This is a genomic window from Streptomyces europaeiscabiei (assembly GCF_001550375.1).
GTDB lineage: Bacteria > Actinomycetota > Actinomycetes > Streptomycetales > Streptomycetaceae > Streptomyces > Streptomyces europaeiscabiei.
Genome location: NZ_LRTR01000808.1, coordinates 1 through 17,331, shown reverse-complemented (window position 1 = coordinate 17,331; position 17,331 = coordinate 1). Strand labels below are relative to the sequence as shown.

At 70.9% G+C, this 17,331-nt stretch carries 9 protein-coding genes and 1 pseudogene; 5 read left to right on the top strand and 5 right to left on the bottom strand.

Annotated elements, in window-relative coordinates; translation table 11 throughout:
- Positions 1-94 precede the first annotated feature (94 nt).
- Positions 95-1,618: an acetaldehyde dehydrogenase ExaC gene (exaC, locus tag AWZ10_RS40145; RefSeq protein ID WP_060893530.1), complete on the top strand. Its 1,524-nt coding sequence runs from the start codon at positions 95-97 to the stop codon at positions 1,616-1,618.
- A gap of 158 nt (positions 1,619-1,776) precedes the next feature.
- On the opposite strand, the gene AWZ10_RS40140 is transcribed toward exaC, so the two are convergent.
- Positions 1,777-2,157, bottom strand: a complete 381-nt coding sequence (locus AWZ10_RS40140) for a site-specific integrase (protein WP_244172711.1) — start codon at positions 2,155-2,157, stop codon at positions 1,777-1,779.
- Between the two features lie 70 nt (positions 2,158-2,227).
- Here AWZ10_RS40140 and AWZ10_RS40135 point away from each other — a divergent pair.
- From AWZ10_RS40135 to AWZ10_RS40120, 4 genes and pseudogenes are all read left to right on the top strand, one after another.
- A pseudogene (locus AWZ10_RS40135) lies at positions 2,228-2,914 on the top strand (glycoside hydrolase family protein); the annotation flags it as partial.
- 179 nt (positions 2,915-3,093) lie between these two features.
- On the top strand, positions 3,094-11,298 hold the full coding sequence (locus AWZ10_RS40130; RefSeq protein ID WP_060893529.1) for a type I polyketide synthase: 8,205 nt from the start codon (positions 3,094-3,096) through the stop codon (positions 11,296-11,298).
- Positions 11,295-12,800 carry a tryptophan 7-halogenase gene (locus AWZ10_RS40125; protein WP_060893528.1) on the top strand — a complete coding sequence of 502 codons (1,506 nt, stop codon included), beginning with the start codon at positions 11,295-11,297 and terminating at the stop codon, positions 12,798-12,800. The genes AWZ10_RS40130 and AWZ10_RS40125 overlap by 4 nt, the downstream gene beginning before the upstream one ends.
- A 462-nt stretch (positions 12,801-13,262) precedes the next feature.
- On the top strand, positions 13,263-13,904 hold the full coding sequence (locus tag AWZ10_RS40120) for a hypothetical protein (RefSeq protein ID WP_060893527.1): 642 nt from the start codon (positions 13,263-13,265) through the stop codon (positions 13,902-13,904).
- Positions 13,905-13,958: 54 nt separating this feature from the next.
- On the opposite strand, the gene AWZ10_RS40115 is transcribed toward AWZ10_RS40120, so the two are convergent.
- The 4 genes from AWZ10_RS40115 to AWZ10_RS49170 all read right to left on the bottom strand — a co-directional run.
- Complete coding sequence (locus AWZ10_RS40115) at positions 13,959-15,242, bottom strand: cation:proton antiporter (protein WP_244172710.1); 1,284 nt, start codon at positions 15,240-15,242, stop codon at positions 13,959-13,961.
- A gap of 339 nt (positions 15,243-15,581) precedes the next feature.
- On the bottom strand, positions 15,582-15,785 hold the full coding sequence (locus AWZ10_RS53200) for a hypothetical protein (protein WP_060893525.1): 204 nt from the start codon (positions 15,783-15,785) through the stop codon (positions 15,582-15,584).
- A 53-nt stretch (positions 15,786-15,838) separates the two neighbouring features.
- Entirely contained in the window at positions 15,839-16,816 is a 978-nt protein-coding gene (locus tag AWZ10_RS40105) for an RNA ligase family protein (protein WP_159058534.1), read from the bottom strand.
- Positions 16,817-17,033: 217 nt separating this feature from the next.
- Positions 17,034-17,331: transposase family protein (locus AWZ10_RS49170; RefSeq protein WP_167366037.1), on the bottom strand; the 298-nt coding region annotated here is incomplete at its 5' end.

Sequence of the window (17,331 nt, the reverse complement as noted above, 5' to 3'; positions counted from 1 at the left end):
GGCGGGGGCGCAACGTCGTTGCAACATTCGGGTTTCTAGCCTCTCCGCGAGAGCCGCCCAACGGCGGGTGGCGCTTCCCGGGAGGCAGGTATTCATGACCCGTTTCGCAACGCCCGGTACGGACGGCGCGGTCGTCTCCTTCGAGGCGCGTTACGACCATTTCATCGGCGGTGAGTACGTGCCGCCGGCTCGGGGGCAGTACTTCGAGAACCCGAGTCCGGTGAACGGGCTGCCGTTCACGGAGATCGCGCGGGGGACGAGCGAGGACGTGGAGCGCGCGTTGGACGCGGCGCACGCGGCCGCGCCCGCCTGGGGGCGTACGTCCGTGACGGAGCGTTCGGACGTTCTGCGGAAGATCGCCGACCGGATGGAGGCGGATCTGGAGCAGTTGGCGGTCGCGGAGAGCTGGGAGAACGGCAAGCCGGTGCGGGAGACCCTGGCCGCCGACATCCCGCTCGCCATCGACCACTTCCGGTACTTCGCGGGGGCGATCCGCGCACAGGAGGGTTCGCTGGCGGAGCTCGACGACGACACGGTGGCGTACCACTTCCACGAGCCGCTGGGGGTGGTCGCCCAGATCATCCCGTGGAACTTCCCGATCCTCATGGCGACCTGGAAGCTGGCACCCGCGCTGGCGGCGGGCAACGCGGTCGTGCTCAAGCCGGCCGAGCAGACCCCGGCGTCCATCCATGTCTGGCTGAGTCTGGTGGCGGATCTGCTGCCGCCGGGTGTGCTGAACATCGTCAACGGGTTCGGGGTGGAGGCAGGCAAGCCGCTGGCGTCGAGTTCGCGGGTGGCGAAGGTGGCGTTCACGGGCGAGACGACGACCGGGCGCCTGATCATGCAGTACGCCTCGGAGAACATCACGCCGGTGACACTCGAACTCGGCGGGAAGTCGCCGAACATCTTCTTCGACGACGTTTGGTCGGCGAACGACGACTTCCGTGACAAGGCCCTGGAAGGCTTCACGATGTTCGCGCTCAACCAGGGCGAGGTGTGCACGTGCCCGTCGCGGGCGCTGGTGCAGCGCGGCAACTACGCCGAGTTCCTGGAGGCGGCCGTCGCCCGCACCGAGCAGATCAGGACGGGGCACCCGCTGGACACCGACACCATGATCGGCGCCCAGGCCTCCAACGACCAGTTGGAGAAGATCCTTTCCTACCTGGACATCGGCCGCCAGGAGGGCGCGAAGATCCTCACCGGAGGTGAACGCATCGAGCACGACGGCGAGTTGAAGGGCGGGTACTACGTCCAGCCGACGATCTTCGAGGGCGACAACCGGATGCGGATCTTCCAGGAGGAGATCTTCGGGCCGGTCGTCTCCGTGACCTCGTTCAACGACTTCGACGACGCCATCAAGATCGCCAACGACACGTTGTACGGTCTGGGGGCCGGCGTCTGGACGCGGGACACCAACACCGCCTACCGCGCGGGCCGTTCGATCCAGGCGGGCCGCGTCTGGACCAACTGCTACCACGCCTACCCGGCCCACGCCGCGTTCGGCGGCTACAAGGGTTCGGGTATCGGCCGCGAGAACCACAAGATGATGCTGGACCACTATCAGCAGACGAAGAACCTCCTGGTGTCGTACTCGCCGAAGAAGCTGGGCTTCTTCTAACGACATAAGGAAGGGCGCCTGACCAGGGAAATACCCGTCAGGCGCCCTTCAGGAGTCACAACTAGGTGGCGAGCCGAAATGCACCCTTACTCCTGATGTCCCCCGCCCGTATCCCAGTTCCGACCAGCAGTTCCGGGGCATATCCGGGCCAGTCCAACTCAGGGGCCATCCGTGTCGCCCATCGGCGCAGCCCACCACTGCACGGACTCCTCGATCAACCGGTTGGCATGGTTCCGCGTTTCGGCCAGGATCCTGGCGTAGCAGCGGAAGATAACCCGGATGCCCTGCCCTGCGCGGCGTGCGCACTCCGCCGGGTCGACTCCGGACGACAGCCAGAACGAGATGCCCGCGTGGCGCAGGTCAGGTGTCAGGGGGCGCTTCGCCAGCTCAAGGGCGTGCTCGTCAAGGGTGAGAGTGGCCTCCCGCGCTCGCGCCCATGCGATGCCGTACGCCGAGGCATCGATGTAGTTCCCCGCAGCGTTGCCGAACAGACGTCCGTCGGGTGCGACGCCAAAGATTCGTATGCGATCACGCAACATACGGACGAGTACGGGAGGGATCGGCACCGGCCTCGCGGCCTTGGCTGCAGCCTTCTTTCGTTTCGCGCTCTTGCCTCCGCCCAACCAGTGGGGCACACCGTTCCAGGTCGCGTCCTACATGCGCGGCACGATCACGGCCGTGACCTCATCGCTGCTGGGCCCGTTCACGGCTGTCGACCCCGCATGCCCCACCCCGCCCGCGAACCTCATGACCCTCGACGGGACGTTCTACGTCGACCCGTCCGGGCAGCCGTGGATGGTGTGCGCACACGAGTGGCCGCAGACCATCGACGGAACGATGGAAGCGATCCGCCTGGCCCCGGACCTGTCCCGCACGATCGGAGACCCGGTCCTCCTCTTCACGGCCTCGGACGCGTCCTGGATCACCGAGGAGATCCCCGCCGGCGTACCGAACCAGCTCGCGCCCTACATCACCGACGACCCCCAGTTCCCCCGCACCCCCACGGCTTCGACGTACGAGAAGAACGTGGCCGGCAAGGACGGGACGATCAGCGGCTTGTTACGTACAGACCTACGCCACCTCGAAGTCGGGCGGCATCGAGGGGCCGTGGCAGCAGCACCGGCCGCTGTTCCGCGGGGACAGCGGTCACGGCATGCTCATCCACACGTTCGACGGCCGGCTGATGATGATCCTCCACCGCCCTTCGAGAGCGCGCGGGGCAAGCAGTACGAGATGGAGCTCGCCGGCCAGGAGCGACGGGTGCTGCGCCGACGCGCGGACCTGAACGGCGGCGGCCGACTCCGCGCCGCGCTGCGCTGCACTGCGGACAGACAAGATAGATCGGACAGGTGCGACGCGCTGCCGGTCGTCGACACATTCGATCACCGGCCGACCTGCCTCTACGATCAATACCGTTGCTCTGCAAGGGTGTTGACAACGGGCCGTGCTGCGCCACGTGCCGGAGGGGCGGGTACATGACGCGCGACGAGCTGATCCGGCCGCTGCCCGAGCTGTTGAGGGCGCACGCCGAGAGGTCACCGTCGCGGGTGGCGTACGCCGACGACGAACGGGACGTCACCTACGCGGAGTTGGAGCAGCGCACCGGTCGGCTGGCCGCGTATCTCGCGGGGGCGGGTGTGCGGCGCGGGGACCGGGTCGCGATCCTGCTGGGCAACCGTGTGGAGATGGTGGAGAGCGTCCTCGCCGGTGTCCGGGCGGGCGCGGTCGGCGTGCCCCTCAACCCCCGGTCCTCGGACGCCGAACTGGCCCATTTCCTGGAGGACAGCGGGGCCTCGGTCGTCGTCACCGACCGCGCGCACCTGGCCCGCCTGAACCGCGCGGGGGGCCTGCACGACCGTACGCGCGTCCTGCTCACCGGCACGGATCCGGTGCCATCGGACGCCCCCGACGGCACGGTCCTCTTCGAGGAGGCGGCCGAGGCGGAGCCCGCCGTCGCGCCCCGCGACGATCTCGGGCTCGACGAGCCGGCCTGGATGCTCTACACCTCCGGCACCACCCATCGGCCCAAGGGCGTGCTGTCCACGCAGCGTGCGGCCCTGTGGTCGGTTGCGGCCTGCTACACGCCGATCTTCGGGCTCTCCCCCGAGGACCGGCTGCTCTGGCCGCTCCCGCTGTTCCACAGCTTCGGGCACTCGCTGGCGATCCTGGGGGTCACCGCGGTCGGCGCGAGCGCACGGATCACTGGCGAACTGCTTCCTCCCGGCGGCCTGTTGAGGGAGCTGCGCACGCCTCGCGCATCCCTGGGCGGCTCCTACACCGTCCTGGCCGGGGTGCCCGCCGTGTACCACCAGCTGGTGGCGTCGGCGGCCGAGGGCACCTCGCCCGTACCCGCTCTGCGGACGTGTGTCGTGGCGGGCGCCCCGAGCGCGCCGGCCCTGCGACGGGCGGTGGAGGACCTGCTGGGGGCGCCGCTGCTCGACGCGTACGGCAGTACCGAGACCTGCGGGATGATCGCGGTGAACCGGCCGGACGGGCCGATGGTCGACGGGTCCTGTGGGCCGCCGGTCCCGGGGATGGACGTACGGCTGGTCGATCCGGGCTCCGGCAACGATGTCGCGGACGGCGACGAGGGCGAGATATGGGCGCGTGGGCCGAGTCTGATGACCGGCTATCACCGCCGGCCCGAGGCGACGGTTTCCGCGCTGCGGGACGGCTGGTACCGCACCGGTGACCTGGGGCGACGCGTCGCGCACGGGCATCTCACCCTCACCGGCCGGGTCAGCGAGCTGATCATCCGGGGCGGGGAGAACATCCACCCCACCGAGATCGAGCAGGCCCTGCTGCACTGTCCCGGCGTGCGGGACGCGGTGGTGGTGGGCAGGCCGCACGACGTCCTCGGCGAGGTCCCGGTGGCGTACGTCGTTCCGGGACCGGACGGGTTCGACCCTCGGCGGTTACTGGCCGCGTGCCGGGAGCGGCTGGCCGCGTACAAGCTGCCCGTCGAGATCCACGAGATCGCGGCCGTCCCGCGTACGGCGTCCGGCAAGATCACCCGCCACGCGGTCCTGCCGGACCTGGCCCGACCGGTACCCGAGGTCCGCCCCGCCTCCCCGACGGCGACCGACGGTGCCCTGCGCCGACGCCTGTTCGCTCTCCCGCCGGAGGGGAGGGAACGCGTCCTGCGCGAGGCGGTACTCGCGCAGATGTCCGCGGTGTGCGGCGACGGATCGTACGAAGGACTCGACGCCGACGGATCAGACGAACGGCCCGACGCCGACGGTCCGCACGAACGGCTCGACGCCGACGGTCCGCACGAACGGCTCGACACCGACGGTCCGCGTGAACGGCTCGACGCCGACCGCCCGTTCACCGATCTCGGGCTGACGTCCGAGGGAGCCGTCACGCTGATCGAGCGGCTCGGCGAGACGACCGGGCTGCGGCTCCCGTCGACGCTGGTCTTCGACCATCCCACGCCGGACGCCCTGACCCGGCACGTGCACGACATCCTCTTCACCCCGGCGCCCGTACCTGTGCCGCACCTCGGCTCCGCGACGGAGGCGGACGACCCTGTGGTGATCGTCGCCATGGGCTGCCGTTACCCCGGGGACGTGTACTCCCCCGAGGATCTGTGGGACCTGGTGGCGGAGGGCCGGGACGCGGTCTCGGGCTTCCCCACCGACCGGGGCTGGGACCTGGCCGCCCTGTACGACCCGGACCCGGACCGGGTCGGCACGTCGTACACCCGCAGCGGCGGATTCCTGCACCGGGCCGCCGAGTTCGACGCGGGCCTGTTCGGGATCTCGCCGCGGGAGGCACTGGCCATGGACCCGCAGCAGCGGCTGCTGCTGGAGACCTCGTGGGAGGTGTGGGAGCGGGCGGGCATCTCCCAGGCGGCGCTGCGCGAGAGCGACACGGGTGTGTTCGTCGGCGTGATGCACGGCGACTACTCCACGCGCCTGGACAGGCACGAGCTGGAGGCCCATCTGGCCCTGGGCTCGGCGGGCAGCGTGGCCTCCGGCCGGATCTCGTACGTGTACGGCCTGCGCGGGCCGTCGATCACGCTCGACACCGCGTGCTCGTCCTCGCTGGTGGCCCTGCACTGGGCGGCGCGGGCGCTGCGCTCCGGCGAGTGTTCCCTGGCCCTGGCCGGGGGTGTCACCGTGATGGCGACTCCCAAGGCGTTCGCGGCTTTCAGCCGACATCGCGCTCTGTCGCCCGATGGCCGCTGCAAGTCGTTCTCGGCCTCGGCGGACGGCACCGCCTGGGGCGAGGGCGCGGGGCTTGTGCTGCTGGAGCGGTTGTCCGACGCCCGCCGGGGCGGCCACCCCGTCCTGGCCGTGCTGCGCGGCTCCGCCGTCAACTCCGACGGCGCGTCCAACGGCCTGACGGCACCGAACGGCCAGGCCCAACAGCGCCTGATCACAAGGGCTTTGACCGACGCCGGGCTCGGCGCCGGCGACGTGGACGTGGTGGAGGCGCACGGTACGGGCACCACGCTGGGTGACCCCGTCGAGGCAAGCGCCCTGCTGGCCGCCTACGGACAGGGGCGGGCCGGGGACCGGCCGCCGCTGTGGCTTGGCTCGGTCAAGTCCAACCTGGGGCACACCCAGGCCGCCGCCGGTGTCGCCGGGGTCATCAAGATGGTGCAGGCCATGCGCCACGAGCAGCTCCCGCGCTCGCTGTACGCGGAGGAACCCAGCCCGCACGTCGACTGGTCGGCAGGCCGGGTGGAACTGCTGGCCGAGTCCCGCCCCTGGCCGGTGACGGGCTCCAGGCCACGCCGGGCCGGGGTGTCCGCGTTCGGCATCAGCGGGACCAACGCCCACGTGATCCTGGAGGAGGCCCCTCAGCAACCCGACACCGGACCGAGCCCCACCCAGGTCCCGGTGCCCTGGCTGCTGTCCGGCGCCGACGAGGCCGCCCTGCGCTCCCAGGCCCGACGTCTCGCCGCCCACCTGGCGTCCCGGCCCCACCTGTCGCCCACCGACGTCGGTGTCTCCCTGGCCGTGCCGAGGTCCCCGCTCACCCACCGGGCGATGGTTCCGGCCGACGACCGGGCGCGGATGCTGACCGCCCTCGATGCGCTCGCCGACGGGAGGGGAGCGGATCGTGGCGTCGCCGATCCCGGCGTCCGTACGGCCTTCCTGTTCACCGGTCAGGGCTCTCAACGTGGCCGTATGGGTGCGGAGTTGCGCGACGCCTTCCCCGCTTTCGGCTCGGCGTTCGAGAGGGTCTGCCGGGCACTGGACGGCCGCCTGGAGCACCCTCTCGACGTGGTGCTGTCCGCGGAGCCGGGCACGCCGGAGGCCGCCCTGCTCGACCGTACGGACTTCACCCAGGCCGGTCTGTTCGCCTTCGAGGTGGCGCTGTTCCGGCTGTTGGAGTCCTGGGGAGTACGCCCCGACTTCCTGGCCGGGCACTCCGTGGGGGAACTGGCGGCCGCCCATGTCGCCGGAGTGCTGGACCTGGCCGACGCGGCGGAACTCGTCGCGGCCCGGGGTCGGTTGATGCACGCCCTGCCGGGCGGCGGGGCGATGGTGGCGCTGCACGCGACGGAGGAGGAGGTCCTCGCCGAACTCCCCGCGTTCGACGGCCGGGTGGCGATCGCCTCGGTCAACGGACCTCGTGCGGTGGTGATTTCGGGGGCGGAGGACGCGGTGCTGGCCGTGGCGGCCAAATTCGAGGCGCGAGGTCGAAGGACCGTTCGGCTGCGGGTCGCTCACGCCTTCCACTCCCCACTCGTGGAACCGATGCTCGACGACTTCCGCCGGGTCGCCGAGGGGCTGACGTTCCGGCCGCCGCGGATCCCGGTCGTCTCGGCCGTGTCGGGCCGCCCGGCCGAGGCCGGGGAACTGTGTTCGCCGGAATACTGGGTGCGGCACGCCCGTCTGCCGGTGCGTTTCGCCGACTCCGTGCGATGGCTCGGGGACAACGGGGTGTCGGCGTTCCTGGAGATCGGCCCGGGGGCGGCGCTCACCGCCGCCGCCGAGGACTGTCTGACCGGCCCGGACGGCGAGGGCCCCGCCCCCTTGTGCGCCGCCGCCACCCGTGGTGGCGATCCCGAACCGAAGAGCCTGCTGGCCGCCGTGGCCCGCCTCCATGTGCGCGGAACGCCCGTCGAGTGGCCCGCCGTGTTCACGGGCAGCGGTGCACGGCACCTGGAGGATCTGCCGACGTACGCCTTCCAACGGCAGCGGTACTGGCTGGCCGCGCCGAGCGCTCCCCTCGCCGCCCCGGACCCGCACGAACACCCGCTGCTGGGACCGGCGTTCACCGTGCCGGACACCGGCCGGACGGTGTTCTCCGGCCTGCTCTCCAGCACCGCTCACCCGTGGCTCGCCGACCATGTGATCGGCGGACGGGTCCTGGTCCCCGCGACGGGGTTCGTGGAGCTGGCCGTACGGGCGGGTGACGAGGTCGGCTTCGGCACGCTCGACGAACTCGTGGTCCTGGCCCCGCTGATCCTGCCCGCGGCCACGGGCGTTCACGTCCAGGTCGTCGTGGGCCCGGCGGACGACTCCGGCCGGCGCCCGGTCGACATCCACGCCCGGCCCGCCACGGACGACTCCGAGCCCGACTGGACCCGGCACGCCACAGGCCTCCTCTGCGCCACGGAAACCACCCGGCCGGAGGCGGAACCGGCGGTGTGGCCGCCGCGGGACGCGACCGAGGTCGACCTCGCCGACGCGTACGACAGCCTCGCGGAGGCCGGCCTCTCCTACGGCCCGGCGTTCCGGGGCGTGCGGGCGGTCTGGCGACGCGGCGACGAGATGTTCGCGGACGTCCGCCTGCCCGAGGCGGAGTCGGAACACGCCGACCGGTTCGGGATCCATCCGGCGCTGCTGGACGCGGCCCTGCACGCCCCGATGCTCACGGGCTCGGCTCCCGGCTCCGGCACGGTCCGGGTGCCGTTCGCGTGGAACGGCGTACGTCTGTACGCGACGGGTGCGTCGGAGGTACGCGTACGGATCGCCCCGAGCGGGACGGACTCGGTCACGGTCACCCTGGCCGACCCGTCGGGACGCCCGGTGGCTCACGTGGACTCCATGACCACGCGTGAACTCCTCGCCGAGACGGTCGAGTCCACGGCCGACGCCGTGCGCCGGGCCCTGCTGCGCCCCGAGTGGACCGGCGTCGAGGAGCCGGAGGGCGAGCGGCGACCCGTGACCGGCGGACGCTGGGCGCTGGTCGGCCCGGACGAGCTGGACCTGCGCGGGGCACTCCCCGACCTCGTGGGAACCGACGCCCCCGAACCGGACACCGTCGTCGTCACGGCCGTCGACGGCGGCCAGGGGGCGGATGCCGATCCGCTCCCCGCCGTACACCGGCTGACCGGCAGGGTGCTGCGTACCCTCCAGGACTGGCAGGACGACCCATCGACGGCGGGCTCCCGTCTGGTCGTGCTGACGCGGAACGCGACCGCACCCGATCCGGATCCGGCCGGGGCCGCCGTGTGGGGGCTGGTGCGTGCCGCACAGACGGAGCTGCCCGGACGTGTCGTTCTCGTCGATGTGGACGGGCGGCCGGAATCACTGCGGCTGCTCCCCGCTGCGGCGGTCGGCGACGAGGGCCAGCTCTCCGTACGCAACGGGCACTTGGCGGTGCCGCGTCTGGTCGCCGCCGGTGAAGTCTCCACCGAGGGCGGCAGTTTCGGGCCGGACGGCACGGTCCTGATCACCGGCGGTACCGGCGCGCTCGGCGCGGAGGTCGCCCGCCATCTCGTGACCGCCCATGGCGTACGGCATCTGCTGCTCACCGGTCGGCAGGGGCCCCAGGCGCCGAATGCCGGGGAACTGCGCGTCATGCTGGAGGAGTTGGGCGCCGAGGTACGGATCGTGGCCTGTGACGCGGCCGACCGCGCCGCGCTGGCCGAGGTGATCAAGGAGTGCTCGCCCGCGCTGGTCGCCGTGGTGCATGCGGCAGGGGTGCTGGACGACGGTGTCATCGCCGCACTGACACCCGGGCGGATGGCGGCCGTGCTGCGGCCGAAGGTGGACGCGGCCTGGCATCTGCACGAGCTGACCCGGGACCTGGACCTGTCGGCGTTCGTCCTGTTCTCCTCGGTGTCCGGCCTGCTGGGCCGCGTCGGCCAGGGCAACTACGCGGCGGCGAACGCCTTCCTGGACGCCCTGGCCCGGCACCGTTCCCAACTGGGGCTGCCCGCCGTGTCCTTGGCCTGGGGACCGTGGGACCACGGGGCCGGCATGGCCGGTGCTGCTGATGAGGACGCGGGGGTGGTCCCGCACCGGTCGGCCGGTGAGGTGCTCCGAGCGCTCTCCGTGGAGCAGGGCCTGGCCCTGTTCGACGCGGCGCTGCGCGCGGGCGAACCCGTGCTGGCGCCGGTACTGCTGGACCGGGGGGCACTCAGGTCCGCCCAGGGGCTCCTGCCGCCGCCGCTGCGCGGACTCGTGCCTCCCCGCAGGCTGGCCGCCGGGACCGGGGAGGGCGCCGGTGACGGCTCCTCGCCCGGTGCGGAGCAGCTTTGGGAGCCGGGTGCCTGGCGCAAGGTGCTGGCCGGGCTGCCCGCCGACCGACGGGAGGACGCCCTCGCGGAGTTGATGCGTGCCGACGTGGCCACGGTCCTCGGCTACCCGGACGCTGACGCGCTGCCGGCCGGCAAGTCCTTCGCCGAGCTGGGCTTCGACTCCCTGATGGCGGTCCAGGTCCGCAACCGGCTGAGCATGGCCCTGCGGCTGAGGCTGTCCGCCGCCGTGGTGTTCGAGCACCCGACGGCCCAGGGGCTGGCCCGCCACGTACTCGGTCTGCTGGACGGCCTGCCCGACGTCGCACCGGAGCCGGGGCGCGCTCCCGCGCAGGACCGGCCCGCGCAGACGCTCTCCTCGCTCTACCGGCGGGTCTGCGAGGCCGGGCAGGTGGTCGCGGCGATGCACATGCTGGTCACGGCTTCCTGGGCGCTGCCGACCTTCGGCCCGGACGCCGACCGGGAGCACGCCCTGGCCCCGCTGCGGCGCGCCGACGGTTCCCAAGCCGGGCCAGTACTCGTCTTCGTCAACGGCTTCCACCCGCCCTTCGCCGCCCCCGGTGGTGAATTCGCCGGATTCCACGCCCACTTCCAGGGCGAACTGGACGTCCTCGAACTCCCGCACCCCGGCATCGGGGCGGGCCGTGCCGTGCCGGCCGACCGGGACACGCTCGCCCGGACACACGCGGAGACGGTGCGACAGCACGTCGGCGACCGGCCCTTCGTGATCGTCGGCATGAGCACCGGAGGCGCGGTCGCCCATGCGGTGACCCGGCGGCTCGAAGCCATGGGGAACCCGCCCGTCGGACAGGTGCTGCTCGACACGTACCTCATCAACGACGGCAACAGCGACAAGGACTGGCTGCTGTCCCTGCCCGCCGTGATCGCGCCGCGCCTGGGCGGAAACCAGTTCACGGGGGACGAGGACACCGGGGTGGCCGCGCTGGGCGCGTACACCCGGATGTTCCTGGACTGGGAGCCGGAGCCGGTCGCCACCCCCACCCTGCTGGTCCGGGCCACCCGGCCGACGCCCGCGATGGCGGCGGGCGCGGCCCCGGACGAGTGGCGCACCTCCTGGCCGCTGCCGCACACCCGGGTCGACGTCCCCGGCGACCACTTCTCGTTCATGCGGGAACACACGCCCACCACGGCGGCGGCCGTCCGCACCTGGATCGATTCCCTCGGCCGTGCGGGCGCCGCGTCGGCGCCGAACACAGAAGCAGAAGGAGAGCGGTGAACCCCGACCACGAGACAGGGAAGACAGTGGAGACCGAGGAGTTCGACGTGATCGTCGTGGGTGGCGGCCCGGCCGGGTCGACCGCCGCCACGGCCGTCGCATTGCGGGGTCACCGCGTCCTCCTGCTGGAGCAGCAGACGTTTCCCCGGTACCAGATCGGCGAGTCGCTGCTCCCCTCCACCGTTCACGGGGTGTGCCGCATCCTGGGCGTCGAGGAGGAGGTCGCGCGGGCCGGCTTCAAGACGAAGCGCGGCGGGACCTTCCGCTGGGGCCGGAACCCGGACCCGTGGCAGTTCTCCTTCGCCCTGTCCCCCCGGCTGGCCGACCCGACCTCCTTCGCCTACCAGGTCGAGCGGTCCCGGTTCGACGCGATCCTGCTGGACAACGCCCGCCGGGTCGGCGTCGACGTTCGGGAGGGCTGCCGGGTCAAGGGCGTGCTCGGCGACGAGGAGCGCGTCAGGGGCGTCGGCTGGACGGGCCCCGCCGGGGAGACCCGCGAGGCCCGGGCCCGTTACGTCGTGGACGCGTCCGGCAACGGCAGCCGGATCCACGGCGAGGTCGGCGGCAGGCGGACGTACTCCGACTTCTTCCGGAACATCGCGGTGTTCGGCTACTTCGCCGGCGGCAAGCGGCTCCCGAATCCCAACGACGGCAACATCTTCTGCGCCGCCTTCGACGAGGGCTGGCTCTGGTACATCCCGCTCCGCGACGACCTCACCAGCGTCGGAGCGGTGGTCGGCCGGGACAACGCCGCCGCGATCCAGCGGGACCCGGTGACGGCCTGGCGCGGGCTGATCGACTCCTGCCCGGAGGTCCGGGGCCTCCTGGACGGGGTGGCGCAGGCCACGGAGGCGCCGTACGACCAGGTGCGGGTCCGCAAGGACTGGTCGTACTGGAAGTCACAGCTGTGGCGGCCCGGCATGGTGCTGGTCGGCGACGCGGCGTGCTTCGTCGACCCTGTGCTGTCCTCCGGAGTGCACCTCGCCACGTACGGGGCCCTGCTCGCGGCCCGCTCCATCAACAGCGGTCTGGCCGGAACCCTCGACGAGGACCGCCTCTTCGACGAGTTCGAGGCACGCTACCGGCACGAATACGGCCTGTTCCACGAGTTCCTGGTCTCCTTCTACGACATGCACCAGGACGAACGGTCGTACTTCTGGAAGGCCCGCAAGGTCACCCACGTCGACGCGACGGAAATGGAGGCGTTCGTCGAACTGGTGGGCGGACTGGCCTCCGGCGACACGTCCCTCGCCGGTCCCGGACAGGCGGGCACCCGGCTGACAGCCACCGCCTCGGAACTCGACCACGCGGTCGGCCGGCTCCCGGACTCCGACGGCCTGCGCAATCCGCTCTTCGAGTCCGCCTCGATCCGCCAGGTCTTCCAGGAGGGCACGATCCTTCAGGAACGGGGTGTCTTCGGTGGCCCGCTGGAGAAGGAGACCCCGCTGCTCCCCGGCGGCCTGATGGCCTCGGAGGACGGACTCACGTGGGTGACCGAGTGAACCTGCCCATGCCAAAAGGGCCCCTAGAAACCGCCCTCGCCTGTGGGGCCCTTCGTCGAGCACCGTCGGGACGACAGGTACCGCGTGGTCCCCAACTGGCTCCCACCCGCTGGCCATAGCTCCGCCGCGAAGCCACTCCGTGAAGCGTCCTCGCGACAACGAGGCTGCGAGCTCTCCCACTGTGAGCATCGCTCGCGTGGAGGCGCGGGTACAGCCTGCCCGCCCTGGTGACCCGAAGCAGGTCGGCCCGTACCGGATCATTGGCCGTCTCGGCTCGGGCGGCATGGGCACCGTTCACGCCGGTCTCTATCCAGTCGGCCTCCGTGTCGCGGTGAAGGTGATTCACCCCGTGCAGGCCGAGGCCCCGGAGTTCCGGGCCCGCTTTCGCCGAGAGGTCCAGCTGTCCGCCCGAGTGCAGGGGCCATGCCTCATACCCCTGCTCGCAGCAGACCCGGATGCCGCATGCCGGCGACCAAAGACATGGACTTCATGAAACTCACGATCACGTTCAACCAGCGAGCAGAGACGGTGATGGTGACCGGTGGGCCAGTCCCACAGTTGGCCGAGAACTACCAGGACGTGTTCCGCAGGGCCGGGGATATGGCAGCCTGCTCCACCCTTGCATATCACCTCAAGAACGACCCGAGCACCTGGCCCTACGGCCGCTTCTCCATCCATTGGAAAACATCCGACGGTGACCTCGATGCAGCCGTCCTCGGCTACGGGGAGGCCACCGACGAATGCTTCACCGAGATTGCCGGCCAGCGGTACGGAGACGAATCCGGCATGGCCACGGCTGAGATTCCCAGCAGCGACAAGGCGGAGATCCGCATCGCCGACACCACGGTCAAGGCCATCGTTGCCACCTCGAACACCGACACCACCCATACGAACGAGGACGCCCTCACCGTCAACGACGGCATCAACCTCGGCTTCGACCCGGTCGAAAAAGCGGCGTACGTATGGACCGACGACCCCAAGTTCACGAACCGTGTCGGCTCCACGCCCAGTCGCCCCGCTGGGGTGGTGGTCCCAGCGGGGCGGTTGTCGGCGCCGTGTCGGCGTGGTCGGCCCATCACGACGAACGGGCCCGCCGTCTCCTGACCGTCCTGGTGTCCGGCCCTGAGGATCTCGTCGCGAACTCCAGCCGGGTGGTACTCACTTGGCCACATCGGCATCTTCCGCTGAGGGTGCGGCGTCGCCGCCGAGCTCGCCTCCGCGGTCGACGGTGCGCGACCTGGGCGCCAGCCACAGACGTTGCACCAGCGGGCCGGCCATCATCGTGGTGATGACGGCCATGGCCACCATCGCGGTGAAGAGCCGGCCGTCGATGACGCCCAGGCCCAGGCCCACGTTGAGCAGGACGAGCTCGGTGAGCCCGCGCGCGTTCAGCAGCACGCCCAGCGTGACGGACTGCCGGGCGGTGGCCCCAGTGAGTCGGGCGGCGCCCGCAGCGCCGAGGAACTTGCCCGCGCAGGCCACGACGAGCACGGCCAGCAGCATGACCAAGCCCTGTCCGCCGAGGCCACGGAAGTCGACGGACAGCCCGGTGACGACGAAGAACACCGGCAGCAGCAACAGGCTCGACTGCTCCAGCCGCGTCGGCACATCCGGGGCGTACGCGTCGATGTGCCGACGCGGTACGACGGCTCCGAAGACGAAGGCGCCGAACACCGTGTGCAGCCCCATCGCGTCGGTGGCCCAGGCGGACAGCAGCAGTCCGCTGAAGACCGCCCCGTAGACCAGCGTGCTGTCCCGGTTCCAGGACCGTTCGGGCGCCAGCAGCCAGCGCAGGCCGGGCCGGATCACGTACATCATGCAGAGGACGAAGAGGGCGGACAGCATGGCCATCCGGGCCAGCGGCCAGGAGCCGGTGGCATTCACCACCACGACCACGACGGCGAGCATGGCCCACGCCAGCAAGTCCTGCAGGGCAGCGCTGGCGAGCGCCACCTGTCCGATGCGCTCCCGGGACAGACCGTGGTCGGAGAGGATGCGGGCCAGCACCGGAAAGGCTGTGATGGACATGGCCGCCCCGAGGAACAGCGCCGGGCCGACCAGCCCGGTCCGCTCCTGCTCCGAGAAGGTCCAGGGCGCGAGCACGAGGGCCAGACCCGCGCCCAGCGCGAACGGCAGGGCAACGGAGCTGAGCGAGACCGCCACTACGTGGCGTCCCTGGCCGCGCAGATCAGCGAAGTCCAGGTGATAGCCCACCTGGAACATGAAGAGAACGAGGCCCAGTTGGGCCAGCATCTGCAGAAAAGGCCGGGCCTCGGTCGGGAACAGGACCGCGGTCGGATTTCCGGGGAGCAGACCCAGCAGGCTCGGTCCCAGCATCAGTCCCGCGGCTATCTCCCCCAGCACCGCCGGCTGCCGCAACCGCTGGGCGATCCGGCCGCACAACAACGCCGCGGGCACCACCACGGCAAGGCCGACAAGCACCTGCCGAATGGTTCCATCCGTCGCGCTACTACTGATCAGCATGACCCCTCCCCCATCACCGGTCCGCCTCAGTTTCGAGGAGCCAACGGCCAGACAGAAATCCGCACTTGGACATCTGAACGGGGTTTCGGAGCGGCTGTGTGCACCATGCCGACCGAGAAGCAGGAGGCTGCCGGCACAAGCAGGAAGGGGGTCCACAGACCTGGCCCTGCGCACGGTGCCGCGCGGGCGGCCGTGTTCACCCGGCGCAGCCGCGACGTACTGTCGACCGCCCCCCGCTCCCGGACAGCCGAGAGCCCGGCACCGCGGCGGGGGATTCCGCGGCGCCGGGCAGCTCGGTCAGACCGTCCGAAGCGCCTCCGTGGGCTGCATCCGGGCCGCCCGTAGAGCGGGCAGCAGTCCGGCGATGGCTCCGATGGCCACGGCCGCGCCGAGACCCCCGGCCCAGGCGAGCATCGGGACGACGGCCTCCCAGCCCTTGATGTGGGCGTAGGCGAACGTCGCGAGTGTGCCCGGTGTGGGCCAAGGCCAGCGCCAACCCACCAGGCTGATGCTCTTTGCTCATCGCGCATTACCGAGGCGACTGCTTGCTGCCGTCACCGTGTGCCTTGTCTGCCTGTCCGGGAACGGTGGCGGTCCTTGGCATCGAACACCGCCAAGGACCGCGCCCCAGGCAGAAGCGCTCGCTCCAGCGGGCGTAGGAGTGTGTCTTCCAGGCCTCCCAGCGCTTCGGCGAGCTCCTCCGAAACATCCCGTGTGATCTCCTCCGCCACAGCATCCACCGGAGTGCGGGGGCCCAGCTTGCTGACCACGGCGGCCGCGCGAGCGGGGGTGAGGAGTGCCGAGGCCTGGGCCAGGAGCCAGGCGGGAACCCCGGCCGCTCCCTGCGGCGGCGGCAGATAGGGACGTGCGCCGTCGAACCGCTCGTCCTCGGCGAAGGACTTTTGCTTCACCTTGACAACAGGACGTATGCCTGAGCACGCAGCCTTCGTCTCCGGCCATTCGTCGGCTGGCTTGAGGACGTAGCCTTCGCCAAGATTGTCTGCCAACTCGGGCAGCTCAAAAAGAGCTGGGACCCTTGTGGGGAAGGTACACGGCAGCTCCTGGAGCTTGTTCAGCGCGCCGTTCCCCAGAGCTGGAGGACAGACGAGCCCTGCAGCGGCTGCGGCGTCACGCAGAGCACGGTCAGAGATCCAGCAGCGTCCTTCGGCCGTCTCGACTGAGGCGTCGAATGGCAGCCACTGCAGGCCCGGCGCGTACCACACGCCCGTCTGCACTGGCTCGGCCCCGGCGATGGCGGGAACATCCGGGTGCGGATAGCTTCCACCGGCCAGCTCACCGTAGATCGTCACCATCGCAGCGTCGCCCCACGAACTGTGCAGTGCGGAAGCGAAACGGGCCGCCGCCACCGACAGCACCGGCCAAATTCTGCTCACGCCGAAGAAACCATCCAGCGCATCATCGCCCAACAGCTCACGCCGCTTCGCCGGACGAACCCCCGTGCCGTCACACACCACCGCAAAGTGCGCTCCATGCACTTTTTCCACCGCGACCCACTCCCGGACTCCGGACACGCCAAGCCCTCCCCTTGCAGAGATCTTGGGATACGGCCGTAGTGCGGGACCCGCAGACGCAGCATCGAGCATGAGGAGGATCATCGCTGCCTGCCCAGCCCCGGGCAACCAGAATTCACCGCGACAACTCTGAAAGATCAACCCATGCGACGAGGCAGCTGCAGCTGCCCTTGCAACTCAACGGGCACCTGAAGACCCAGTGATTCCTAATGCCTTTTCAGCGCTGCCGCTCCAGGGTGAGGACGGCGGCGGAGACTGACGACATTCGATTTGGGCTGCATCGTGCCCTGCGGAAGATCCGCCACGACTTGAGCCGTGCGACGCCGCGCTCGACCGGTGCCCGTGCCGCGGATAGCGCTCGGTTGACGGTCTGCTGGGTTGGCGTGAGGTCACGGCCCGGCGGGCGCCTGAGGGGCGTTGTCACCCACGGGCCAGCTCCCATGTAGGCACGGTCGGCGAGGACCGGGACGCCCTGGCGTTCGCAGATCCGGATGATCCGGTGGGTGCGGGCCGCG